Origin of the sequence: Thermotoga sp. 38H-to, from assembly GCF_011057665.1 — a bacterium.
GTDB lineage: Bacteria > Thermotogota > Thermotogae > Thermotogales > Thermotogaceae > Thermotoga.
On the sequence record NZ_LNFZ01000002.1, the window covers coordinates 193,047 to 208,246 of the forward strand.

General features: G+C 46.1%; 15 protein-coding genes. 1 reads left to right on the forward strand and 14 read right to left on the reverse strand.

The genetic code is table 11. The annotated features are described in order from the left end of the window. Positions 1–4 precede the first annotated feature (4 nt). The 14 genes from cysS to rsmG are packed head-to-tail and all read right to left on the reverse strand — an operon-like array spanning position 5 to position 12,589. On the reverse strand, positions 5–1,387 hold the full coding sequence (gene cysS, locus AS158_RS04995) for a cysteine--tRNA ligase (RefSeq protein WP_038054295.1): 1,383 nt from the start codon (positions 1,385–1,387) through the stop codon (positions 5–7). Positions 1,388–1,404: 17 nt separating this feature from the next. Beyond that, positions 1,405–1,857 (reverse strand): chemotaxis protein CheW, encoded by a 453-nt coding sequence (locus AS158_RS05000; protein WP_038054297.1) that lies wholly within the window; start codon positions 1,855–1,857, stop codon positions 1,405–1,407. A gap of 12 nt (positions 1,858–1,869) precedes the next feature. Next, entirely contained in the window at positions 1,870–2,268 is a 399-nt protein-coding gene (locus AS158_RS05005; RefSeq protein WP_011942895.1) for a biotin/lipoyl-containing protein, read from the reverse strand. Further along, entirely contained in the window at positions 2,244–2,549 is a 306-nt protein-coding gene (locus tag AS158_RS05010) for an OadG family protein (protein ID WP_038054300.1), read from the reverse strand. The genes AS158_RS05005 and AS158_RS05010 overlap by 25 nt, the downstream gene beginning before the upstream one ends. 9 nt (positions 2,550–2,558) lie before the next feature. Next, positions 2,559–4,106 (reverse strand): acyl-CoA carboxylase subunit beta, encoded by a 1,548-nt coding sequence (locus AS158_RS05015; protein ID WP_038054303.1) that lies wholly within the window; start codon positions 4,104–4,106, stop codon positions 2,559–2,561. 1 nt (position 4,107) lies between these two features. Next, positions 4,108–6,699, reverse strand: a complete 2,592-nt coding sequence (locus AS158_RS05020; RefSeq protein WP_165304620.1) for a CBS domain-containing protein — start codon at positions 6,697–6,699, stop codon at positions 4,108–4,110. Further along, positions 6,700–7,317, reverse strand: a complete 618-nt coding sequence (locus AS158_RS05025; protein WP_038054308.1) for a hypothetical protein — start codon at positions 7,315–7,317, stop codon at positions 6,700–6,702. Next, positions 7,314–8,009: a hypothetical protein gene (locus AS158_RS05030; protein ID WP_038054311.1), complete on the reverse strand. Its 696-nt coding sequence runs from the start codon at positions 8,007–8,009 to the stop codon at positions 7,314–7,316. Before AS158_RS05030 ends, AS158_RS05025 begins: the two co-directional genes overlap by 4 nt. A 44-nt stretch (positions 8,010–8,053) precedes the next feature. Further along, complete coding sequence (locus tag AS158_RS05035) at positions 8,054–8,818, reverse strand: patatin-like phospholipase family protein (protein WP_038054313.1); 765 nt, start codon at positions 8,816–8,818, stop codon at positions 8,054–8,056. Further along, complete coding sequence (locus AS158_RS05040; RefSeq protein ID WP_165304621.1) at positions 8,815–10,029, reverse strand: S-layer homology domain-containing protein; 1,215 nt, start codon at positions 10,027–10,029, stop codon at positions 8,815–8,817. The genes AS158_RS05035 and AS158_RS05040 overlap by 4 nt, the downstream gene beginning before the upstream one ends. Positions 10,030–10,089: 60 nt before the next feature. Continuing rightward, a complete protein-coding gene (locus tag AS158_RS05045; RefSeq protein ID WP_038054317.1) occupies positions 10,090–10,521 on the reverse strand; it encodes a MarR family transcriptional regulator in 432 nt (143 codons plus the stop codon). Positions 10,522–10,525: 4 nt separating this feature from the next. Then, the gene (gene rsmI / locus AS158_RS05050; RefSeq protein ID WP_038054319.1) at positions 10,526–11,194 is read right to left on the reverse strand and encodes a 16S rRNA (cytidine(1402)-2'-O)-methyltransferase; all 669 of its coding nucleotides are present in this window, start codon (positions 11,192–11,194) and stop codon (positions 10,526–10,528) included. Position 11,195: 1 nt separating this feature from the next. Continuing rightward, positions 11,196–11,906 (reverse strand): biotin/lipoate A/B protein ligase family protein, encoded by a 711-nt coding sequence (locus tag AS158_RS05055; RefSeq protein ID WP_165304622.1) that lies wholly within the window; start codon positions 11,904–11,906, stop codon positions 11,196–11,198. Further along, on the reverse strand, positions 11,903–12,589 hold the full coding sequence (rsmG, locus tag AS158_RS05060) for a 16S rRNA (guanine(527)-N(7))-methyltransferase RsmG (protein ID WP_038054324.1): 687 nt from the start codon (positions 12,587–12,589) through the stop codon (positions 11,903–11,905). The genes AS158_RS05055 and rsmG overlap by 4 nt, the downstream gene beginning before the upstream one ends. A 47-nt stretch (positions 12,590–12,636) precedes the next feature. Between rsmG and AS158_RS05065 the strand changes: the two genes are divergently transcribed. Beyond that, positions 12,637–15,198, forward strand: a complete 2,562-nt coding sequence (locus AS158_RS05065; RefSeq protein ID WP_038054326.1) for an ABC transporter permease — start codon at positions 12,637–12,639, stop codon at positions 15,196–15,198. The last annotated feature ends 2 nt before the right edge of the window (positions 15,199–15,200 follow it).

The window sequence follows — 15,200 nt, forward strand, 5'->3', positions numbered from 1 at the left end:
CACCTCACTTGACAGTGTATTCTGTCCCCGAAGGGGTATCCTTCAAAACGATTCCAATCTCTCTGAGGTGATCTCTTATTCGATCAGAAAGATCGTATCTTTTCTCCTTCCTCAGGACATCTCTCACTTCTATCAGCAGTTTGAGTAGTTCTTCTGAGGAAACTTCTTTTTTCTCTTCGTTGAGATCGAAAAGTCCCAGAACGGGTCCAAACTCTCTTCTGATCAGGTGATAGTACAGAAGGGCATTTTCACGGTCGTTGTCATCCATCGCCTTGCTGAGGTTTCTTGCAAGTTCAAAAATCAACGACACCGCCACCGGTGTGTTGAAATCGTCGTCAAGGGCTTCCACAAAACGACTCACGTACTCCTCATAGATGGTGTTTCTCTTGGGTATTCCGGTTTCTCCAGATTTTTCATATCGCCCAAGAATCTCCCAGACGCGTCTGACCGCCCTTGAGTAATCCTGAAGAAGATCTTCAGAGAAGTCCATCGGTGACCTGTAGTGTTTCGAGAGAATCATGTATCTCAAACCGTCTCTACCGTACTTTTTCACGGCTTCACGGACGGTGAAGATGTTTCCTGTCGATTTGCTCATCTTATCACCAAGGAACCTGACCATGCCGTTGTGCATCCAGTATCTCGCGAAAACTTTACCGGTCAGGGCTTCGGTCTGGGCTTTCTCGTTCTCGTGGTGCGGAAACACGAGATCTTCCCCACCCGCGTGTATATCGAAACTCTCTCCCAGGATTTTCACGGACATAACCGTACACTCTATGTGCCATCCTGGTCTTCCTTCTCCCCAGGGGGACTTCCAGCAAGGTTCACCAGGTTTGGCTTTTTTCCAGAGCGAGAAATCGAGAGGAAACTTCTTCGTTTCGTCTACCTCGACTCTGGCACCCGCGATGAGATCATCTATTTTCTTTTTAGAGAGTTCACCGTATTTTTCAAACTTTCTCACATCGAAATAGACACCCGTTTCCGTTTGATACGCAAAACCTTTTTCTACGAGTCTCTCTATTATCTCAACAATATCATCAACGAAATCGGTGGTCCTGGGGTGAAAATTCGCCGGTCTTATACCGAGGGCATGAGCATCTCTCCAGTACTCGGCTATGAAGGTATCCGCCACGGTTTGGTAGTCGACACCGAGCTGATTCGCCTTGTTTATGATCTTGTCGTCTATATCCGTAAAATTTTGAACCATTATGACCCTGTATCCCCTGTATTCGAGATACCTTCTGAACACATCGAATACCACTGCGGGTCTCGCGTTTCCCACGTGGATGAGGTCGTACACGGTGGGTCCACACACGTACATCCTCACAACACCAGGTTGAATAGGCACAAATTCTTCTTTTTTTCCTGTCATGGTGTTGGTTATTCTCATCGATGCACCTCCAGCTTTCATATGTTTATATTGCTGATCTCCACCAGTTCCTCCGAAGTGAGAACCTCTTCTATGTTCAAAATGATCACGATATCGTCACGGACCTTTGCAAACCCGAGAATGTAGCTCTTCCCTTTTCCTGCGAGATTCTGAGGAGGTTGTTCGATATCGCTCTCTGTAAGCGTCAGAACCTCGCTCACGTCGTCCACCAAGAAACCGATCAGCGTGTCTTTCACCATCGAAACAATGATCTTCGCCTTCTTCTTGTCATCTATATCTGGCATCTTGAACTTCTTTCTGAGATTCACCACCGGAATGATTCTCCCTCTGAGGTTCATGACTCCCTCTATGTACTCCGCCGTCTCTGGAACGGGAACGATCCTTTCCACTTCGACTATGCTCTCCACTTTCATGATGTCCACGCCGAACACTTGGTTTCCCAGCTTGAACGTCACCACCTTCAGTTCCATCTCCATCCCCCCTCACACGATTTTCATGAGTATCTGACCCGTTTCTATGTTGTCTCCCTCTTTCACAAGGATCTCTTTTACTGTCCCAGAAAACTCGGACTGAAGCTCGTTTTCCATCTTCATAGCTTCAAAAACGAGTAGTTTATCTCCCACGCTCACTTTTTGACCCTCTTTTACGAGTACCTTCAGAACGATCCCGGCCATAGGGGCCTTAACCAGTTTTTCTTCCTCCGAAGATTCTTCTCTTTCTACCACAACCGGTTTTGGTTCTTCCTTAGGAATTTCCTGAACAACCCTCTGAGATACTTCTTTCAATGGTTTTGTCGATTCTTTTTTGCTAACGTTTCCTATCTCCTCTACTTCCACAATGTACTCCTTTCCGTTCACTACCACTCTGAACTTTCTGACCATCTTCTCCTCCTCCAGCCAGTTTTTCTCCATGCCTCGTATCCTCGTTTTTCTCTGCTTTTTTTCACAGAAACTATTCTGTAGTCACCTTCGATTATTTGTGAAAGCACCGCCGAGATAACCGCTATTATTTCTTCGTTCTCCCTTGAATACCTGATTTTCTTCTCTTCAACAACAGCGGGTCTCTCTTTTCCTGAGAAAAACTTCAAGACAATAGAGAATAAGTACAGAATAAGAAATACAAAAAATACCGTCACTATTCCGAACAGAAAGATGGTGATCATTACCTCACCTCACAGAGGGATGTTTCCATGCTTCTTCTTCGGTCTGTACTCAACTTTCGTCTCACAAACCTCAAGGGCTCTCATTATGTACTTCCTTGTCTCTCTCGGATCTATCACCATGTCCACGTATCCTCTACTCGCCGCTATATAAGGATTCGCGAACTGCTGTTTGTATTCTTCAATGAGCTTTCTTCTCGTTTCTTCGGGGTTGGAAGAAGCCTCTATTTCCTTCTTGAAGATAATATTCGCCGCTCCTTCAGGCCCCATGACCGCAATCTCGGCGGACGGCCAGGCAAGAACCATATCCGCTCCCAGGTGTTTGCTACCCATGGCGATGTACGCTCCTCCATAGGCCTTTCGAAGAATAACCGTAATCTTTGGAACCGTTGCCTCGCTGTACGCGTAGAGCATCTTCGCTCCGTGTCTTATGATGCCACCGTGCTCTTGAGCAACACCTGGGAGATAACCAGGGGTATCCACGAAGGTCAGAATAGGAATGTTGAAGGCGTCGAGGAATCTGATGAAACGTGCCGCCTTGTCTGAGGAATCGATATCCAGAACACCGGCGAACACGGAAGGCTGATTCGCCACTATTCCCACTGTTTTTCCCTGAATCCTGGCAAAGCCTATGACGATGTTCTTCGCAAAGTACGGCTGAACTTCGAAGAACTCTCCGTGATCCACGACCCTTTTGATGACTTCCCTCACATCGTACCCTTTGTTCGGATTGTCCGGAAGGATATCGAGAATGTCCTCTGGAGTTTCCAGACTGGTATCGGGATCTTCAACGGGTGGTTCTTCGGCGTTGTTGGAGGGAAGGTACGAGAGGAGTGTCCTCACCAGAGACATAGCCTTTTCGTCGTTGTCTGCCAGAAAGTGAGCGTTCCCACTCTTTTGATTGTGAACCATGGCCCCTCCCAGATCCTCCTGGGAGATCTCTTCACCCGTTACCGCTTTTATCACGTTCGGCCCCGTTATGAACATCCTGGCGGTCTGGTCTACCATCACGATGAAATCGGTGAGTGCGGGCGAATAAACAGCGCCACCAGCACAAGGACCGGCTATCACGGTGATCTGTGGTACCACACCGGAAGCGAGGGTGTTTCTTAGAAATATCTCGCCGTAACCGGCGAGTGCATCCACACCTTCCTGAATTCGTGCGCCTCCAGAATCGTTTATGCCAATCACTGGTATTCCCATCTTGAGGGCCAGATCGAGGAGTTTTACGATCTTTTTCGCGTGCATTTCTCCCAGTGAGCCGCCCATCACCGTGAAATCCTGAGAAAAAACGGCGACTTTTCTTCCGTTTATCTCACCAACACCCGTAATGACTCCGTCCCTTGGAAGTTTCACCTTGTCGAGTCCAAAGTACGTGTTTCTGTGTTCCACAAATTTGTCGATTTCCACGAACGTTCCAGGATCGAGGAGCAGTTCTAATCTTTCCCAGGCAGTGAGTTTTCCAGACTCATGCTGTTTTTCTACTTTCTCAGGACCGCCACCTTGTTCAATCTCCTTCTCGATTTTCTTCAATTCTTCGATCTTATCCCTCAGACTCATCTTATCCCTCCGTTTCTAATGATGCCAGGACTTCCTTCAGTATCTCCTCTTCATCTCTTGTATCTCCATCGAGTTTTCTCATGAGAATCTTCTCGAGAACCTCTCCAATTATTTTACCGGATGTTATCCCTTTTCTGATGAGATACTCCCCGTTTATCTTTTCGAGCTTCGTGTTCTTTATCTTCAGAAGATAGGATTTGAACAACTCTTCTTTCTCACCGCTGAGATACGCCAGGAAGTGACAGATCGTCTCGCTCGAGACTCCCTTCACAAGAGGATAAACAAAAGAAACAGGAACCCTTTCCGAAAGCATCTCCAGAAGAGCGGGTGCACTCTTTTCCACGTGTCTGATTTCGTTTATCAGGTTTCGGCGAAGAGAATATCTATCTCTCACTTCTTTCCAGCTCTCATCGTCGTAGAACTCGAGAAACACGTGGAGCGCTGCGTAGAATTTGTCAACTTCTCCGAAGTTCTCCTCCACCCACGGAATGTTTCTGAAGAGATTTTCCATCTTTCCGTCCATGGAAGGGGTGTAATAGGTTTTTGGGAACAGATGTTTTATCACATCGAATTGCGCCATCCTCCTGATTGACTTCAGAGGGTTTTTCTCTTCGAGTATTTTCTCCAATTCCTGTCTGAGGCGTGGACCAGTTGTTCGCTCAAGGTATCCTTCTTCAACAGCCTGTTTCAGGAGCCTCTCTGTTGTTTCTTCGATTCTGAAGTCAAAACGTTGTTCAAAACGAACGGCACGCAGAATCCTTGTGGGATCGTCTACAAAACTCAGGGTGTGAAGGACCCGTATTACTCCTTCTTTCAGATCCCTGTATCCCCCAAAGAAATCGATCAGCAGTCCGAAATCTTTCGAGTTAAGCTTTATAGCCATCGCGTTTATCGTGAAATCTCTCCTGTAGAGATCTTTCTTTATCGTACTCATCTCCACATCGGGGAGCTTAGCGGGTGATTCGTAGTACTCCAACCTCGCCGTTGCGATGTCTATTCTGAGACCTCCCTTCAAAAAAAGAGAAGCGGTCATGAATTTATCGTGTTTCACCATCTTTCCGGGCAAAAAACGACCGGCGTATTCGGCAAATTCCAGAGCGTTTCCCTCAACAACGATGTCTATATCGAGATTCTCTATGCCGAGGAGAAGATCACGAACGAAGCCCCCCACGACATAAACGGGCATGTTCACCTCATCACCGAACTTCCCGAGAAGTCTGAAAAGATTCAAGATCTTCGGATCTACCCGTTCTACGAGGAGCTTTGAAACATCTCTGAATATCTGTCCGTTCGCCTGAAACACCGGCATCACGTATTTTTTGAAGGGTTTCCCGAATATCGCCCTCAGAACGTCACTTCTCGTTACGATGCCCACGAGAATGCCGTTCTCCAGTATAGGAATTCGTCCGATGGCGTGTTCCACCATGAGTTCTCTCAACCTGGTCACAGGAGTATCAGGAGTCGCCACCACCAGGTTCGTCGACATGATGGACTTCACAGGCCTGTCACCCAGACCATGGTTCATCGCCTTCTCAACTGCTTTCTTCGTAACAATACCTACCAGCCTGTTCCCCTCAACAACTGGAAATCCACTGTGTCCGGTTTGCTTCATCAATCTATCCACTTCTCCTATCGTCATGTCAGAGAGGACCACCTTCACGGGAGAGGACATGATATCTCTTGCGCGAAGGAGAGGAACCACATGATCGTGGAGTTTATTCAAAACCTCTTTCAGAACCTCGTCGATCTCTTTTCCGGTGATAGTTGCGGAGGCTGCCCTCGTGTGCCCGCCTCCTCCGAGGTCTCTCATGAAAGAGCCGAGATCCACGTCGGGTGAACCGGTTCTTCCAATAACGTAGATCTTTTTCCCCATCTTCACAATCGCTATGAAGGTTTCCTTTCCCAGCATCTCCCAGACCTTACTCACAATCAGCCCCAATCCTCCCACAAAGTCCTCGCACTCCATCACTGAAATGGTTATCGGGACACCGTTCACTTCATAGTCACGAGCGTTCTCTATCAGTTCGTCCAGCAGTTCCATCTGCTTAGGAGTGAGCTCTTCTCTTGTGTAAAGTGCCACTTCATCGAGATTTGCACCGTTTTCCAGAAGAAACTTCGCTATCTCCAGATCCCGCGGTGTGGTTGAAGAAAAGAGTAGATTTCCCGTGTCGTCGTAGAGAGCGATCATGAAGAGAGTGGTTTCGGTGGGATCCAGTGGTATATTTTTATCTCGAATGAGCTCAACGAGTATCGTTATCGTGGCTCCCACCTTCGATACTATTCCATCGTATGGACTTTCATCCACATGGTGATCGTAAACTGTTATCTTCGCTCCTTGACTTTTCTCTCTGATATTCTCTGGAATCCGATCCGGAGAAGGTGTGTCGACGATCACGAGTTCTGTGACCTCGCCTTCAAACTCGTGATCCCAGATGAATTCAAAGTGATCCAAATAGACTTTGAGGAAATCGGAGAGATTCCTCGCCGGATTGGAAGGCAGAACTATGATGTGGTCATCAAACAGCTTCTTCGCCGCGACACAGGAAGCGAAGGCATCGAAATCGGGTGATCTGTGTGTGGTGATGACTCTCATTCACTCCACCTCTAAGGTTACAGTCACAGAACTCGCTTCCATTGTATCTTCTTCAAGATCCATTGTCACTTTCTCTGCCTCCATCTCCAGATCTTTTTCTTTATCCTTCAACCTCACACTGTGGAGGAGCTCTATGATACCGTCTTTTCTTCTGTAAACCACCTCTTCGGAACTTACCTCAACTGAACCTTTCAGAATCCTCACCTCTCCAACTCCATGAAAAACGTCTTTTTCAAGATCGAAGGTGATTTGTTCGCACTCTATATAGATCGTTTCCGTGCTGGTCTTATCGATGAACTCACCTTCCACACTCCCTGTGATGGTTCCCACTCTGGTCTCCACATCGTAAATGAGACTGTCTCCTTTCAGTTTCCCGTCTTCAAGGGTCACAGTCACAGATGAACTCGCTTCTGTTATTCTCCACTTTCCACTCAGTTTTTTCACGATCAAACTCTCGGCAGTTAGAGTGAATTTCTCTTCTTCGATCTTGAGAACAACGTTTCCGGAATACTCTATCCTTTCATCGGAAGGTTTCACAAAATCCGCCTTTATGTGAATCGTTTTCGAAAATGCGAGAAGACTCACAAGGATGAAGAATGTGATCAACGATTTTTTCACACAAACACCTCCTCGAAGAATCTGGGAAACTCTTCGTAAGCGCGTCTCGTTGTAGAAACCGGCGAAAGGGAAGAGCACGATATCCTCAAACACTTAGCTTTTTTTGTTCTTTCTCTCTCCAGATGCTTTGTTCTTGCTGTTGTCGATAAAAACAGGTACTCGAGTGCGTTTCTTGGAGAATGCGTTTCTTTTTCTATATCGAACAGGACCATAAGTTCTCCTTCGGGAACTCCCGTGATCCAAGTGATGGGGACGTACCTGTCTTCGTACGGACGGTAGAGTATCGGAAAGGAAAGAGAAATCTTGAGCGCTTTTCTCAGATCGTCACCCTCTTTGAAGACCACTTCCTTTCCTTCGAAAAGATCGAAAGCCCAGATTTCAAGACCTCCTGGGATTTTCTGCGCAGGGAACAGCGAATCTATGTACCTGTACAGGCGCTCGTGATTTCGAACACCGTTCAACGTGTCACCGATTCTCATCAGTATCCGAAGAGCATCGAGCATAGAAATCTGGTCTATACCATTCGTGAAGAATGGATCGAGAAGTTTCTCAATGTTCTTCCATTCCTTCACCAAGATGGAGTATGTCCTGTTAGCAGATCTTGTGAGGAAAAAAAGAGCGCAGGGAATAGAAGAAATCCCACAGCACCTCGCTGTGAAATCGACTTTCGAATCTTTTAAAAATTTCAGCACTCCTGTAACTCCCAGATAAGCACCGCTGTCCCCACCGAACGCGATTACCAGGGTAAAATCACTCCCTTCAAATTTCTAAGTGCTTTTCTGTAGATTTCTTCGTACTTATCGAAAGCGTTCCAGGACTCGTTCACATCGTGTATCACCACAAAATCCGCCTTTGAAAGCTCTTCCCTCTCCAGGAGTATCTCCTTCCATCTGTCCATTGCAAAGAACATTTCGAAATGGTTTTTAAATCCTTCTTTTTTCTCTCTGTTGAAAGCGGAAGCCACAACGAAATCCGCTCCGAGTTCTCGTGCCTGAGAAACCGGTGTGGGTGCAAGAACCCCACCGTCCAGACAGGGAGTACCTCCTATCCAGATCGGCTCGAAATATCCCGGTACAGAACTGCTCGCCACGATGGCATCTATCAGAAAGCCTTCTGTCACAAGGAGAGAATCCAAGTTTTCTGTATCGAAAATCACAACACCGAGTGTTTTCTTGCAGTCAGAGAATTTCTTTCTACCAAAAACCTCCTTGAGAACAGAAAACAGAAGATCTGCTTTAAAAAGAGAACGTTGAAACAACCCTCTCCAGGTGTTCTCCGATTCCATCTTTTCCAGATCCTCAAAGTGTTTCTTCATGAGAGAAAAGGTGACATCCTTCACCAGAGCGGGATCTCCGTAGAGTGCGTACAGTCCCCCTACGATGGCTCCTATCGATGATCCAGTGACCACATCGAACACGTCCCCAGATCTTTCCAGGAAAGCAATGTGAGCCGCTCCTTTGACTCCTCCCGCCGCGAACGCTACTCCTTTCACCACATTCATCGCCCCGCAAGAAGAAGGATTCCCAGAAGAAGAGCAAGCGCTCCTGCACCGATCATCATCAACGTGCCGGTGTCCATCTGGAGCGAAGATTTCTCTTTTTCTTCCACTTTCTGAGAGAGTACTGTCAGGTCCGAAGAGAGTCTTTCGATCCTCTTTGAAAGATCGATCACCTGCTTTTTGAGATCCTGGATTTCACTCTCCATCGTCGTTCTGTTTTGTTGATCTTCAGCAACGGATTCTTCCAATCCGGAGAAACGTTTATTCAGGTTTTCCAGATCACTTTTCAGGTTTTCCACGCTGGACTCCAGTGTTTGAAATTTTGTTGTCATTTGAGAGATACTCTTTTCCAGATCAGAAACTCTCTCCTCCTGAGTGGAGATTTTGCTGGAAACAGCAGAAACTTTCTGATTCACTTCGTTCTTCAGATTCACCACATCCGAGGAAAGTGAGTCCAATTCTTTGCGAAGTTGATCCAGTTGTTCTGAAAGGCTTCCTGTTCGTCCTTTCAACATGAGGATGTCTTCGCCTGCGTTCTGTTTCCAGGTGAGAAGATTGCGCGTATCTGAACTGAGCTGAGTGATTGCTTCTTCAAGAGAAGCTATCTCTCTTGACACGTTCTCCAGATTCTTTTCCAAAAGAGTCAGCCTTGAGGAATTCTGTTGTGCACTCTCTTCAAGCTTCTTAAGGTTTTTTTCGACAACGTCTATTCTCCTCAGTATCTCCGAATCTATCCCGGCTGTTTCCTGCTTGAAGCTGGTGAAAGCCAGCGAGAGATTGTTGAACGCTTCTTCCAGAGAATCAGCTTTTGTCTTCAACTCTAAAACTTCACTCGCCGTGGAGGTAATTTCGAGTACAGCAGAATCAACTCGAGAGTTCAAAGAATTGTAGTTCTTTTCCAGATTAGAGGTTCGTTCATCGAGAGCGATCGTGGCCGTCTTTACAATATCGAGCTCATCGAGTAGCGGGAGTTTTTCCTTGAATTTTTCAAGTTCGAATCTCATGACCAATCTGTAGATGTACTGCGCTATGTCGTAGCGAGTCACAAGAAGCGCTCCCCTGAAATTCCCCTTGTCATCAAGTTCCATGATGCTCGCTTTCACCACGTAATTCACAGCGTCGAAAAACGGAGATCCTGGCTCTAAATCCTTTATGTTCTGTGAAAGCAGGAGAACGCTCATCACTGTCAACCCAAAAACAAGTATCTTTTTCAAAGACTTCACCTCCCTCTTCAACCTTAAAACATCCTTGAAAACACCCCGTGAACAACCGGTTTATTGTTTGGAAAAATTTTTCTCCATAGCGCTTTTCAGCTCTTTCAGATAGTCGAGTATCTTTGAGGATTTTTCCCTACCAAGATCACTCGTGATCTTCTCGATGAAATTTTCTCTTCGTTCGATGACCTTCTCTATAACCTCTTCCCCTTTTCTTGTTATAACCAAAAAATAGGCTCTTCGGTCCGCAGTGTCTGGAGTGCGTGTCAGATAACCGTCTGCCTCGAGTCTTTTCACCAGACCGGTCACCGTGCTCTTCGCTACTCCCAGCAAAGCGCTGAGTTCTCCTGGACGTTTGGGACCTTCGAAATAGATCTTCTGAAGAATGTCAAATTGAGCCGGTGTTATACCGAAATCTCTCAACACCTTCCTGCCTTCCACCTTCACCATGAAACAGATCTCTCTGAGAATTCTTTCAAAGGGTTGTTTCACATTCTCACTCCTTTCCCGATAATACCACTGTAATCTCACCGAGAGGTTTTTTCTTTTCAAAGTACGAAATAGCCTCACTCACCTTTCCTCTGAAGAACTCCTGATGAAGCTTTGTCATCTCCCTTGCGATGAACACCTCCCGATCCCCAATTATCTCCAGAATGTCCCTCAGAGTTGAGAGTAACCTTTCCGGTGACTCGAAAAACACAATTACTCTGTTTTCCTTTTTCAAAGATTTGAGAAGTCTCCTTCTGTTCTTTCCACGTGGCAGAAAGCCTTCAAAGATGAATTTCGAACCTGGGAATCCACTTGCCGCGACGGCACTCGTCAGGGCACTCGGTCCCGGAACGATATCCACCTCTATACCTTCCCTCCAGCATTCCTCTATGAGGTTGTATCCTGGATCGGAGATCACCGGCATCCCCGCATCGCTGACAAGGGCTACTTTCTTTCCCTCTCTGAGAAGCGGCAGAATTTCTTTTATTCTTTTCTTCGAGTTCCTCTCGTTGAACGAAAGAAGCGGTTTTTTTATTCTGTATTTGTTTAGAAGGATCACAACTCTCCTGGTGTCCTCCGCGAGTATCAGATCGACTTCTCTGAGCGTCTTCAAAGCCCTGATGGTGATATCCTCGAGGTTTCCTATAGGTGTTCCCACTATGATCAGTTTCCCCAAACTATCTCCTCCTTACCTCAAAAAGAGACGATCTTTTCCTCGATTCTTTCAACATACTACTGTCCAGCTGTATCTTCTTCGAAGGACCGAAAACCTTCTCAAATTGCGCCAAGATACTTTCTTCCAGAGTCTTCACATCCACATCGTAAAGATCCAGGATACCTTTCAAAGGAGGAATACCATCCCCAAAAATGGTTTTCAGAAGCTCAACATCCTGTTTCAGAACTATGGATCCATGTTCAACGATGGACTCAGCCGTTCTGAACTGCGCACTCCCTACCACCTTGACACCGTTGAGCACGATCTCGTACCTCGACGGTGCATCAAAACAAAGCATCGTGTTTCCCCGTCTTTCGCTTGACAACTCAGCGGGCACCCCGGCTTTTACCAGAGCGTCCCTTATCAAACTGTGTACCAGCCTGTGAAATTCCAGAACGGAAAGCTTCCCGGCGTCTACTTTTCTGGGAACTGCAAGACAATAGGTGATCTCCCGGTGATGAAGCAGCGCTCTGCCTCCAGAAGGTCTTCTCACAACATCTATCCAATCAGGAACGTTTATCCCACCCTTTTTTTGAAAACGTCCCAGGGAAACGGTAGGTCTTTCCCAACCATAAAACCTGAACAACACCGCGTTCATCTTCACAGCCCACTCCGCCATCAAGCTATCGACGGCCATGTTCAACGCCCCAGGGAAAACACCTTTTTCAATCACAACAAAGGTCTCTTGAATGGCACACCCACCCTCCTTGGATATTTCTCAGGAGAGTTCTCGTGTTTTCTGAATATCAGCAGCGCCCTTCTCTCGCCGGTTTTTAGAGAATACTCCCGCACCTCTTCGAGTTCCACCTTCAGTTCTTTTATGGCTTTTTGCGCCTCTTTCAATTCCTCTCTGTACGAAGGCCCCTTGTAGAAAAGAAGTTTCCCACCGATTTTCGATGCTGGTGCACAGATCTCCACCAGTACATTCAACCGCGCCACAGCTCTGGCTGTGACATAGTCAAACTCTTCTCGCCTTTCTCTGGAGAAATTCTCTGCTCTCTCTTTGACAGCTGAAACATTTTCCAGATCCAGCTTTTCTATTACTCCTCTGAGAAAATTCACCGACTTTTCTCTGGAATCCAGAAGTACCACCTTGAGTTTCGGAAAAAAGATAGCTAAAATAAGCCCTGGGACACCATTACCTGAACCAACATCCAGGAGTGTCCCTTCCAGTTCTTCTTTTAAGGGAAGTAGAATTTCTACAACATTTTTATGGACAGCAGAGTCTAAATCCCTGTGAGCGGTGAGGTTGTAAGGGGTTCTCAGGAGTTCCTCGATGTATTTATCTACCTTTTCTATCTGCGGTTCTTGAAATCTAAGCCCGTACTCGAGAAGAATGTTCTTTACTGAATCCAAAGGCGACACCTCCGAAGAAAATTCTAACATTTGTGGAGGGAACATCTGTGATTCTGAAAATCGCTCTGAGAAACTTCACAAAAAATTTGAAAATCTCCCTCGTTGTCATCTTAGGATTGGCCATCAGCCTGTCGCTGGTAACGGGAGCGCTGTCTCTTTCGGATTCGATAAACGTGTGGAAATGGGAAAGGATAGAAGAAAACTTCGGTAACGCGGATGCCGTGGCTGAGCCAAAGAGCCCTTCCTTTCTCTTTTTCTCATTTGCAACCTCAAAAATCGATGATTCTGAAATAGAAAACCTGAAAAAACAGGTGAAAGGTGTCCTCCCAGTCTCAGAAGACAGCGCCAGGTTGAACAACTCTCTGGACGTTCTCGTGATAGCTACAGAACCGGAATCCCTCTCAGACTTCGTCGGCGAGTCACTGACTTTGAATCCGGGAGAGGCCATAGTTGGAAAGTCTGTTGCAAGACTGATGAACCTGAAGGTGGGAGACAGAATCACCCTGCTCTTCTCATCAGGAAGTAGGGAATTTACCATTGTAAAAATCGGTGAGGAAGGTTTTTTGAACTTCAAAGGTGAATCGGCGAGTCTGCCTGGAACTGTTTTCATCAACGCGGAAGATTTTCCCAGTGGAGTTTTCCCCACAAAGTGTTACCTTTACTACAGCCTTCCAATCGAAAAACATGAAGAAACGAACATAGAGACGAATCTCAGGGTGAGGAATATAAAGTACAGCTTTCTCAAATCTCCGATCAACAGGTCCCTCGCTTACGTGACACTGGCTTTCTCTGGCATTTCAATCTTCGTTGGTTTCTTAGTTTTTTACATGTTCTGTGAGGACGTGATGAGAGACAGGAGCTCCACACTCGTGACTCTGAGAAAGATAGGGCTCAGAAAGATGGAAGAGTGGGGAATACTGCTTCTGGAAGGTTTCATGTACTCTCTGATATCGGCAGCAGCAGGTGTGTTGATTGGGATTTTCGTCGGAAAGTTTCTTCTGAGTCGTTTTCAGGAAGTCGTTGATGTGATCTCATCTTCGTTTTTCCACGTTGATAAGATAGTATTTCACCTTTCGATCAGAACACTCTTTCTTTCCCTTGGACTCGGGGTTCTTTTCCCAATGATCCTTTTCCTTCTGAAAGCGAGAGAAATAACTGGGAAACCGCCCGTTTACAGAGAAATGGGAGAACAGCTGGATGTCTCCTGGAAACTCTTGATCTTCGTTGTGTTTCTGGGTTTAGTTCTTTTCTTCTCCGAACTTCGTGTGTTTTCCGTGGTTTTGCTGTCACTGGTCATCGCTATCAAACTGAAGAATCCATTCATAATGATGGCTCTTGGCACTTTGAACCTTGGTATGGGATTCTTTTCCGATTTGAACCTTCAAAGTGAAAGGGATTTCATTCTATCATCACTGAACAAAGGATCCGCTATTTTCTTTGGTGTGACTCTTTTGGTTTTTTCGGTGGTTCTTCTTTCAAAGAACGTCTTCAACAACCTCATGTCTAAGGGCAATCTTTCCCTACTGATAGGACTTTCCTACGTCCAGCGCTTTCCAAAGAAAGGTATCACAGTTTCCCTGACCTTCGCCTTTCTGATCTTCTCTGTCACAGTCTTCAACATACTTTCTGCCAGCGCGGACCGATTTGTTCAGGAAAAGGTGAGAGGAGGGCTCTTTGGATACAATTTTCTGGTTCTGGAAAATCCATTCAGGTCTTTATTGGCGAAAACATCTCTCCCCCTTCATGAAGAGTTGAAAGATCCTTGCAGAGTTTACCTTTATACCTTGAAAACAGAAAAGGGAGAAAAAATGATCGCTTTTGTTGATGAATCGTTTTTTAGAAACTCAACGCTGAAGCTTCTTCGGGGATCCGTGAAATCTCTGGAGGCCTCTGATACTGTTCTGATAGGAGATCCTGTTGATTTTGAAGAAATAACAGGAACTCTGAAGTCCATCCTCCCACTCGGTGGAAGAGAAGATGTTAAGTTTAAAATCGCTGGCGTTTACAACAAGAACGATTATCTGGTCCCGATCGACATGATCGCACCTATCTCAAACGCCGCCAGCGACGTAAAACCCTTATCTCTGCTTCTTGGAAAAGTTGAAAAAAGCAGTGCTTCCAATGTGAAACAGTTCTACCTCTCAAAATTTGCCTATCCTTTTTTCTTGGATGAGGAATTCAAAAAACTCTACAGCGGAATAGAGGGGCTCGTCAGCGTAATAAGGTTCATTTTCCTGTTTGGATTCTTATCTGCCTCCTCCGGACTTCTACTTTTTGTTCTGAAATCGTACTTTTCCAGAGTAAAGATAATGGGAACACTCCGCGCCGTGGGGATGAAAATAAACCAGTTGGTAACCTCCTTCCTGATAGAACATCTTTTCTTCCTCTTCGGAGGAATACTCATAGGTACCGTCTCAGGTGTTCTCGTGGGGTATTTCGTTTCAGAAGCAATGTCTGAAAGCCTCGGAACTTTCATGGTTTCCGTACCGGTAGCTTCTATACTTCTGTCGCTTCTCACAGTGGTTGCTCTTGCTTCAGCCGTTATGGTGATACCGAGTTTTATGATGTCAAAACTCTCACCACTTGAAGCCATGAGGGAAGGAGAGTGAAG

What these genes read in the sequence shown, in the direction of transcription:
- AS158_RS05005 (WP_011942895.1), bottom strand. Translation starts at nt 2,268, where the DNA reads ATGGTCAGAAAGTTCAGAGTGGTAGTGAACGGAAAGGAGTACATTGTG.
- cysS (WP_038054295.1), bottom strand. Translation starts at nt 1,387, where the DNA reads ATGAGAATAACCAACACCATGACAGGAAAAAAAGAAGAATTTGTGCCT.
- AS158_RS05015 (WP_038054303.1), bottom strand. Translation starts at nt 4,106, where the DNA reads ATGAGTCTGAGGGATAAGATCGAAGAATTGAAGAAAATCGAGAAGGAG.
- AS158_RS05035 (WP_038054313.1), bottom strand. Translation starts at nt 8,818, where the DNA reads ATGAATGTGGTGAAAGGAGTAGCGTTCGCGGCGGGAGGAGTCAAAGGA.
- AS158_RS05000 (WP_038054297.1), bottom strand. Translation starts at nt 1,857, where the DNA reads ATGGAACTGAAGGTGGTGACGTTCAAGCTGGGAAACCAAGTGTTCGGC.
- AS158_RS05010 (WP_038054300.1), bottom strand. Translation starts at nt 2,549, where the DNA reads ATGATCACCATCTTTCTGTTCGGAATAGTGACGGTATTTTTTGTATTT.
- AS158_RS05020 (WP_165304620.1), bottom strand. Translation starts at nt 6,699, where the DNA reads ATGAGAGTCATCACCACACACAGATCACCCGATTTCGATGCCTTCGCT.